The sequence below is a fragment of the Aporhodopirellula sallentina SM41 genome, from assembly GCF_000346505.1.
In the GTDB taxonomy this organism is placed as follows: Bacteria; Planctomycetota; Planctomycetia; order Pirellulales; family Pirellulaceae; genus Rhodopirellula; species Rhodopirellula sallentina.
This window is the reverse complement of sequence record NZ_ANOH01000358.1, coordinates 1-7,545: the sequence shown is the minus strand read 5'-3', so window position 1 is coordinate 7,545 and position 7,545 is coordinate 1. Positions and strand designations below refer to the sequence as shown.

The following is a 7,545-nucleotide window of genomic DNA, read 5'->3' as shown; positions in this document are numbered from 1 at the left end:
GCTGTTTCGGCGACAATGCAGACGGCCGCGACGCCTGCTCCGCGGCGGCTAGTCCCGAGAAAGCAAGGAAGCCAAAACCAGCCGAGAGCGATCGCAACGCGTCTCGACGAGAGACAAGATTCACTCGCTGGTTGCAGAAGGACGGGGTCATCGCGGTTCTCTTCAGTTGACGGGTTACTGGACGGTTTGAAATTCGGTGGTGCAAAGCAACGCTTGGCAGTAGGCGGCCAGAAGATTCGGCGGGTCTGGTTGCCGCGAACTGGTTGCTTGACGCGAGAAACGATTTCGCCGACCGAATCGAACGCTGCCGGTCTGAGAGCTTGACGAGAGATTTACCCGTGAACTCGTTTGCGAACCTGCAGAGGCATTCAAAAACTGGGTTCCCAGTTGGACTTCTCGTGCGGTTGGTCGGCGTGCCAAGACGCGTTGATAGATTGCGGTGATGCGTTGATCGGGAGGCGTGTCTTCGATGCGTTTTGCCAAGGCGATCGCTTGCTGGGCAACGAACGGGTTGTTCATCATGAATAACGCCTGCAACGGGCTCGACGTGGTTTCGCGGGAACCGGCAACCAGACTCGCATCGGGTGCGTCAAACACCTCGAGCATTTCCGGGAGAACACTGCGAACACGCGGGAGGTATACCGATCGTGTCTTGGTTTCAATCGATCGAATCACCGGCTCGAACACGTTCTGGCCAACGCCACCTTCACCGGCTTCTCGTAGGTAGGTCCCGGTGGGACGGACGAGATCGAGTTCGCCCGACACCGCCAACATCGCGTCGCGGATCGCTTCGCCTTCGAGGCGTCGCACGTTCATCTTCCACAGATAGCGGTTGTCGGGATCGATCGCGAAGTTGGCATCGTGGTGTTCGGACGATAGCTGCCAGGTACGAGATAGCGTGATCTCCCGAACGAGGGATTTGATCGACCAATCGTTTTGCATCAAATGCATTGCCAGGTGGTCGAGCAATTCAGGATGCGTGGGCCGGTCACCACTGTTCCCGAAATCATCGACAGTTCGCACAATCCCACTGCCGAACATCCAGTGCCATACCCGGTTGGCGATCACACGAGCGGTCAACGGGTTTCGCTCGCTGGCAATCCATTGAGCCAGGTGCAGACGTCCGCTGCCGGATTGGAATGCGGGACTGCCGAGTTGGGCGTTTCGAAATTCACCGCGGACACCAGCGTCGATCGATCGAGCATGAAGTGTGTGTTTGTTCGATGAGCACAGCACCTGCGGCACGCCGCGCGGGACATTCTGCGCCGGCTTGTCCAGTTCGCCACGGACCAGGAGGCGTGTCGGCAACGCGTGGTCACGATCTTGGGTCCCCATCGCAAAGACACGTGGTTCGCCGCGATTCGAAAAGGCTTGCAATGCAGCTTCGGTTTCGTCACGTTGCGAACGCAGTCGTCGCAACGTGCCACGAAAAACGTTCTCGCCGGAGCGGATTTTGTTCATCGCATCCGATACCGCACGGGCCGCTTCGTCGCGTTCTTTGATCAGCGTTTGCATTTCCTCGGCGCTCAGTTTCGGTGCACCGGGGGGCGGCCCCATGCCGGTTAAATCCAACAGCGTGGTGGCTTGCCGGGCTTGTGCCTTGAGTAACCCGTAGTGAGTCTGCGTCGAACGGAAGATGCCCGCCAACGCGTAGTAGTCTTCCTGAGGAATCGGATCGAACTTGTGATCGTGGCACCGCGCACACGCGACAGTGGTGGCCAGAAAGGCACGCATGGTCGTGTCGATCTGTTCGTCGACAAGGTCCGCGAAAAACTTCTGTTGGTCTTCTTCGCCGACCCGTTTGACACCCAACGCCAAAAAACCAGAGGCGATCACATTCTCCGCCCACTCGTTGTCGTCCGACACGGGCATAAGATCACCGGCGACCTGTTCGCGAATGAATTGGTCGAACGGCTTGTCTTCGTTGAACGAGTCAATGACATAGTCGCGGTATCGCCACGCGTGCTGGTAAAGATTGTTTTGATCGCCTCCCGTTGAGTCCGCATACCGAGCCACGTCCATCCAGTGCCGCCCCCAACGTTCGCCGTAGCCTGGCGATTGAAGAAGTTCGTCAACGAGATCCGCATACGCATCCTGATCGATCCGCGATTCACTCCCGGGATCAGATGAGGTCTCGTCGGATGTCAACTTGCTTAGCCGATCCGTCCAGTCGTTCACCTGTCGCGGCGTCGGTGGCAAACCGGTCAATGTAAAAAAGAGTCTGCGGACCAGCGTTTCGGCGGTCGCCTCCTTGACGGGATTCAGTCCGTGCTGATCCATTGCCGCGATCGCGAATCGGTCGATCGCGGTTCTCGCCCACGCCGATCTTTTCGATGCCGGAACGTCTGGACGCCTGGGCGGTTGATAAGCCCAAAATTGTCGCCCCGCTTCGATGTCAATCTCAGACTCGACGTCGGGACTGATCTTGGTGACACGAGGATCAGGAGCGCCCATCTGAATCCACTTGCGAAAGTCCGCGATCACCGATGGAGGCAGTTTGCCTTTGGGAGGCATTTGATAATCATCGTCGGTGTATAAGATCGACTTGTAGAGCAGACTCTTCGCGAGCGATCGCGGAACAACCGCCGATCCTGAATCGCCACCAACGAGGGCGGATTGCCTGGTATCCAGTTTCAAACCGCCGCGTGCCTTGCCCGCATCATCGGAATGGCACTCGTAGCAGTGCGTTACCAACTGCGGACGGATCTTTGTTTCGAAGAAATCGATCTCTGCTCGCGTCTGTGAGTGCACCTCCGGCAGATCGCTAAACAGCAACAGCACAGCGAACACGCACGCGATCCGGGATGCCCATCGTGACATTCTCTTCGTCATGGCGTTTGTTTCCTCGGAGGACGTTTGGGGCGAATGGCGATGACGGTTTCTCCGTTGGCAGTCGAACCGGATTGATTGATGTCGGTATCGCCCGTGATCACGTTGACTTCGGTGATCGCATTGTTTTTGGTCACGATCCGAGCCTGCAGCGGCTGCTTCATGTTTTGAAAGACAGCGTGTCGTAGCCCGCCCGGCAGTTCAGCGAGCACACGAAATTCGAACGTGCGTCGCTCTCGCATCGCGGCGGTGATCTTGATTGAGGGAGCGATGGTGATGGTTGTCGCGTTCGCGGGAGCGGATTCGGTGCCACGCCGGCGACCTCGGCCGGAACGATTCGACATCCCGCCCCCACCGGAACCTCCACCGCCTCGTCCACCACCACGCATGCCTCGTCCCCGACCGCCTGCGTTGCTCGGGCCGCCTGCGTTACCCGGGCCGCCTGCATTGCCCGGGCCGCCCGCGCCGCCTGAACCAGCTGACGTGTCGTTCACAACGAGCATTCGATTGCCGCTGACTTTCTCGATCCTGACGAAGTATTCCTCCGCACCCGCGGCGGCGGTGAACGTCAAAAGCAACACCGATGTAAGGCTGAATCGGATGATGGGCCGCAACATGCGGGGCTCCAGAATAGGCAGTTTGCAAAGAAGGAAACTCGTTCCGCTGAATCGTTGTCTTATGCCCGCATCGGGATTGCCCGGGAATAAAAGAATTTTTCTGCAAAGCAGTTTTTTGCGTCCAATCCCACGTCGCTCGTAAGATAGTGAGTAGCCCGACAATCGCACTTTTTGATCACGAGAGAACCGTTTGCCAGCCGTCCCGCCCCCTTCCGATTCTGATAACGAGGTATCGACCGATGCGTTGGTAGCGTTGCTGGTGCGTCATCGTCACTCGTTATACGCGTTCATCGCAAAGCAACTCGTGAACCCTGCGGACGTGGAAGACGTGTTTCAAAAAACGAGCATGGTGATTTGGAAAAAGAAGGATCTGTTTGATTCCGATTCGAGCTTCTTCCATTGGGCGTGCGGGATCGCGTTCAATGAGGTCCGCAATTTCTTGACGGTTCAACGTCGCAACAAACTGCACTTCGATGTGGAGTTGGTCGAATTGCTGGCGGAGGAAGCGGCGGAAGAAAACGAGATCAGTGAGTCGCGATTGACCGCCCTGCGAGATTGCATGGCGGACCTTCCGTCTCGGCAGCAGCAGATTTTGCGTCGGTGTTATCTCGGCAATGACTCGATCACCGACATCGCGAAAGGGCTGGGCCGGGAACGCACCGCTCTCTACAAGCAGTTGGCGCGATTGAAGCAGAAACTCCAACAATGCATCCGTCTCCGATTGGCCTCCGGAGGTGGGCACGTATGAAGAACGAACGCCTGCTGGAATGGATCGACGAATTAGCATCGGATGACATTTCCGCCGAGGACCACGCCGACCTGCAGAAAGTGTTAAAAGCGGATCCTGCCGCTCGCAGCGTCTTCCGAGAACGCATGGACATGGAGGCGGGTTTGCGCACCTGGGCGGCGGAGTCGGATTTGCCGAACGACAGCGAGCCTTCGTCACGGAAGTCGCTGCGCCCGGCGTCTGAGTCGACATTTCGCGGGATGATCCGTGGGCCGTATCTGATCGCCTTCGCCGCTGCGGCCGGAATCCTGCTGTTCATCGGAATCCAAGTCGACGTGATTGAGGTAGGCATGCCGCTGCGAGTTGCTCGGGAGGAAGTTGCTCGGGCGGAAAACGCGGGCAACAAAGTCGTGTCTGATCCAGTTCGCAGCGATCTTGCGAACCCGTTTGTGGGCGTTGTTCGGCAACGTGACGATTGCCAATGGGCCATCCGTCCCGTATCAGCCAACGGCCAATTTGCCCTCGGAAGGGTTTCGCTGCAAAAGGGCGTCGCCGAACTGGCTTTCGATTCGGGCACAGACATCACCTTGCAGGCTCCATGTGAAATCGAAGTCACGTCACGGGATACCGCACGCCTGATCGCCGGAAACGTATTCGTGAACGTGACGGAGTTGTCCAACGGGTTTGTGCTGAGAACGCCCGAGTCGAGGATTCTCGATGAGGGAACCGAGTACGGTGTGTCGGTGGGCGAACAGGCGACCGAAGTCCATGTCTTTGACGGGCGAGTCGTTTGGATCCCGGATGACGCGGGGAATGCCTCGCAGGCGGATGTCGAAGAACGAATCGACGCCGGTCAGGCAAAGAGCTACCTGCGGTCCCAACCGACCCGGTCGAAATTCATTCCCTTTGGCAAACGACAATTTGTCCGGCGTGTGGAGCAGCAGATCAAACAATCCGCCGGTGACGCGCTGTTGGCGTATGACGGGTTTGAAAATCTAGCCGGGCGTGTGCGACGCGGGCGCAGCGGTTTCGGTTGGTCTGACGGTTGGCAAGCCGGCAATTCGCTGGCGGGTGGTCGTGGACGAGGGCAACTCGCAGACATCGTCGACGCCCCGGCCGACGTGGTGTTCGGAATTGATCGCGACGGTCATCGCCTGATGTCAATCCAAAATGGCAGCGACCTCCGCCGTGCCTTCGACCAACCTCTCGCAGTTGGCTCGGGCGAAAGATTGTTCATCGCGGTTTTGGTTCAGCAGAGCTCTGCATCGCAGGACGATCAAGGCCGATCGCTGGTCATTTCTCTCGAACCTGACCTGCCCGGTCGAGGCCGGCGACTTCACCAGATCGCTTCTTTCGGCATCACGACGGAGGGTTTTCCGTTCATCAACAGCGGAAACTCGATTGCGAAAACGGCGACACGAATCGTTCCGGGACAAACCTATCTCTGCGTATTGAGATTGGCGGCGGAAAACCAAACAGACGAGACCGTCATGCAGCCCACGCTTCGGCTCTACCAACCGGGCGAAGATGTCGACTCGGTCGAACCGTCATTATGGACCGTAACAGGCGAACCTCGCCGTGCCTCTTACCCAACGTCGTCGCTGCGAATCATCGCCGGCGATCAAGCGTCCTGGCAGATCGACGAACTGAAAGTAGGAACCACCTGGCAATCCGTCACGAAGGGCTCCATCAAATAGTGCAACCGACGTCGCCAGACATCGGTTGCATGATTTCCCATCGATGAACATTGTCCAAAGATGAACATTGTCCAAAGATGAATACCGCCAGCGATGGGTTTACTTTCGCCGGGAAGCCTCCATTTCATCGGGCGTGATCTTGCCATCGCGGTTTGAGTCCATCTTCGCAAACATGCGTTCGGCGTTGCCAATGGCTTCGGCGCGAGTCAGGACTCCGTTTCCGTCGCGGTCGATTTCACTGGAGTGTCCTTTGAGGAATCCACCCATCGCACTTCGTGATCCACCGCGACCGCTCAGCTCAGCAGTACTCAATTCACCATCGTTGTTGGTGTCATAGCCGGCGAACGCATTGGTGGCTTCGCCGACGATTTCGTCTCGGCTGATGATCTTGTTCTTATCAAGATCGATCTCATCGGCATGCACCAGAATCCACGGTTGGCGGGGACCGTCGCCGGGCTGCGGCCCCTTTGGACCGCGGGCTTGTCCCCGAGGCCCGTCGCCACGTGGTCTGCCGCCTTCGCCACGTCCTCGTCTACCTTGCGGCTGATCTCGGGGCGGCCGCTCGGCATTTCGACGACCGTCGCCACCACGTCCTTGGCGCGGTGTGTAGTTTTCGGTTTTCGTTCCTTGAGCCGAAACAAAGTTGAACGTTGCTGATCCATCTTCCGCGACCGTGTACTCGACTGATCGTGGGGATCCGAAGACTTCGTAACGCACGATAAAGCTGTCCGGCGTAGGCTTCTCAAAGCCGACGATCTTCGCTCCCTTCAAACCGGTCAGCGACGGACGAACGCCTTGTGCCCGGGGTTGCGGATCAACCTGCCCGTCACGCTCGACGACCTCGCCGTAGAAACCGCCATTCAAATAAGGAAACGTTTTCGTCGCGTGATAGTGGTACTCGCCATCCGGTCCTTTGTGACCGTTTAGCCAATCGAGATCAGTCGGTGGCTTGCCATTCGGATCGTTGTAGCCGTAGATCGGATAGCCATCGAGCGCCACGCCGACCGGGTTCCCGGCCCCGACAATCTTTTCCAAATGCACGGGAGTAATGTGGTAGTGATAGTCATCAGCCCGACCACAATGCCCGCCCCACTGATCCAGCTCACCGGCCAACAGAGTGTCTGTTCTTCCATCGTTCTTGATCGGATTGAAAATAGGGACACCGTTGACCGCCAGTGCAATCGCGCCGCGAAAGAAATACTCCTTCGTCGATAGCGGGTTCTTCGCGGGAACCGGATGCAGCGGAATCCGCCACGCGTTGTCACCCGTGTACGACTGAGGCAGCGGAACCTGTTGTTGCCACGCGGTGATGCCAGTCATCATCGGATGGTCCGGCATGCCGTTGGATTCGACGAATAAAAAGTCGCGGTCGAATCGAACGTTGACTTTGTCTTTGAAGGGATCAAACAGCTTTGCCAACTCGGGCCGGTTCGCAGTCGCTGTTTGCCTTTGCACCACGAGTTGATATTTCGGCTGCTCCGTGTTGAGCCGAATGATCTTCTGCTGCGTCTGAGGAGACGGCGCGTGCGAATGTCCTTCGTGAGCGATCACACTACTCGACGGCAACACAGCTACGACCAAGTAGCACATGACGCCGATACACCAACGAAGGTGTTTCACAGCAAAGCCGTGGGGGCGCGAAGCGTCCTCGTGGGTGAAGACACAATGATCGACA

At 57.7% G+C, this 7,545-nt stretch carries 5 protein-coding genes; 2 read left to right on the top strand and 3 right to left on the bottom strand.

All coding sequences use genetic code 11. The features are described 5' to 3' along the window. Positions 1 to 174: 174 nt before the first annotated feature. Complete coding sequence (locus tag RSSM_RS23495) at positions 175 to 2,832, bottom strand: PSD1 and planctomycete cytochrome C domain-containing protein (protein ID WP_008685289.1); 2,658 nt, start codon at positions 2,830 to 2,832, stop codon at positions 175 to 177. Further along, positions 2,829 to 3,446 carry a hypothetical protein gene (locus RSSM_RS32925; protein ID WP_044303435.1) on the bottom strand — a complete coding sequence of 206 codons (618 nt, stop codon included), beginning with the start codon at positions 3,444 to 3,446 and terminating at the stop codon, positions 2,829 to 2,831. The genes RSSM_RS23495 and RSSM_RS32925 overlap by 4 nt, the downstream gene beginning before the upstream one ends. Before the next feature lie 190 nt (positions 3,447 to 3,636). On the opposite strand from RSSM_RS32925, the gene RSSM_RS23485 reads away from it, so the two are divergent. Both RSSM_RS23485 and RSSM_RS23480 read left to right on the top strand, forming a co-directional pair. Continuing rightward, complete coding sequence (locus tag RSSM_RS23485) at positions 3,637 to 4,194, top strand: sigma-70 family RNA polymerase sigma factor (RefSeq protein WP_236621334.1); 558 nt, start codon at positions 3,637 to 3,639, stop codon at positions 4,192 to 4,194. Continuing rightward, positions 4,191 to 5,870 carry a FecR domain-containing protein gene (locus tag RSSM_RS23480; RefSeq protein WP_008685284.1) on the top strand — a complete coding sequence of 560 codons (1,680 nt, stop codon included), beginning with the start codon at positions 4,191 to 4,193 and terminating at the stop codon, positions 5,868 to 5,870. Before RSSM_RS23485 ends, RSSM_RS23480 begins: the two co-directional genes overlap by 4 nt. 99 nt (positions 5,871 to 5,969) lie before the next feature. On the opposite strand, the gene RSSM_RS23475 is transcribed toward RSSM_RS23480, so the two are convergent. Next, the coding region (locus RSSM_RS23475; protein ID WP_390174066.1) for a YHYH protein at positions 5,970 to 7,545 on the bottom strand (1,576 nt) is incomplete at its 5' end.

Coding starts and splice junctions, on each gene's coding strand:
- RSSM_RS23495 (WP_008685289.1), bottom strand. CDS start 2,832: ATGACGAAGAGAATGTCACGATGGGCATCCCGGATCGCGTGCGTGTTC.
- RSSM_RS32925 (WP_044303435.1), bottom strand. CDS start 3,446: ATGTTGCGGCCCATCATCCGATTCAGCCTTACATCGGTGTTGCTTTTG.
- RSSM_RS23480 (WP_008685284.1), top strand. CDS start 4,191: ATGAAGAACGAACGCCTGCTGGAATGGATCGACGAATTAGCATCGGAT.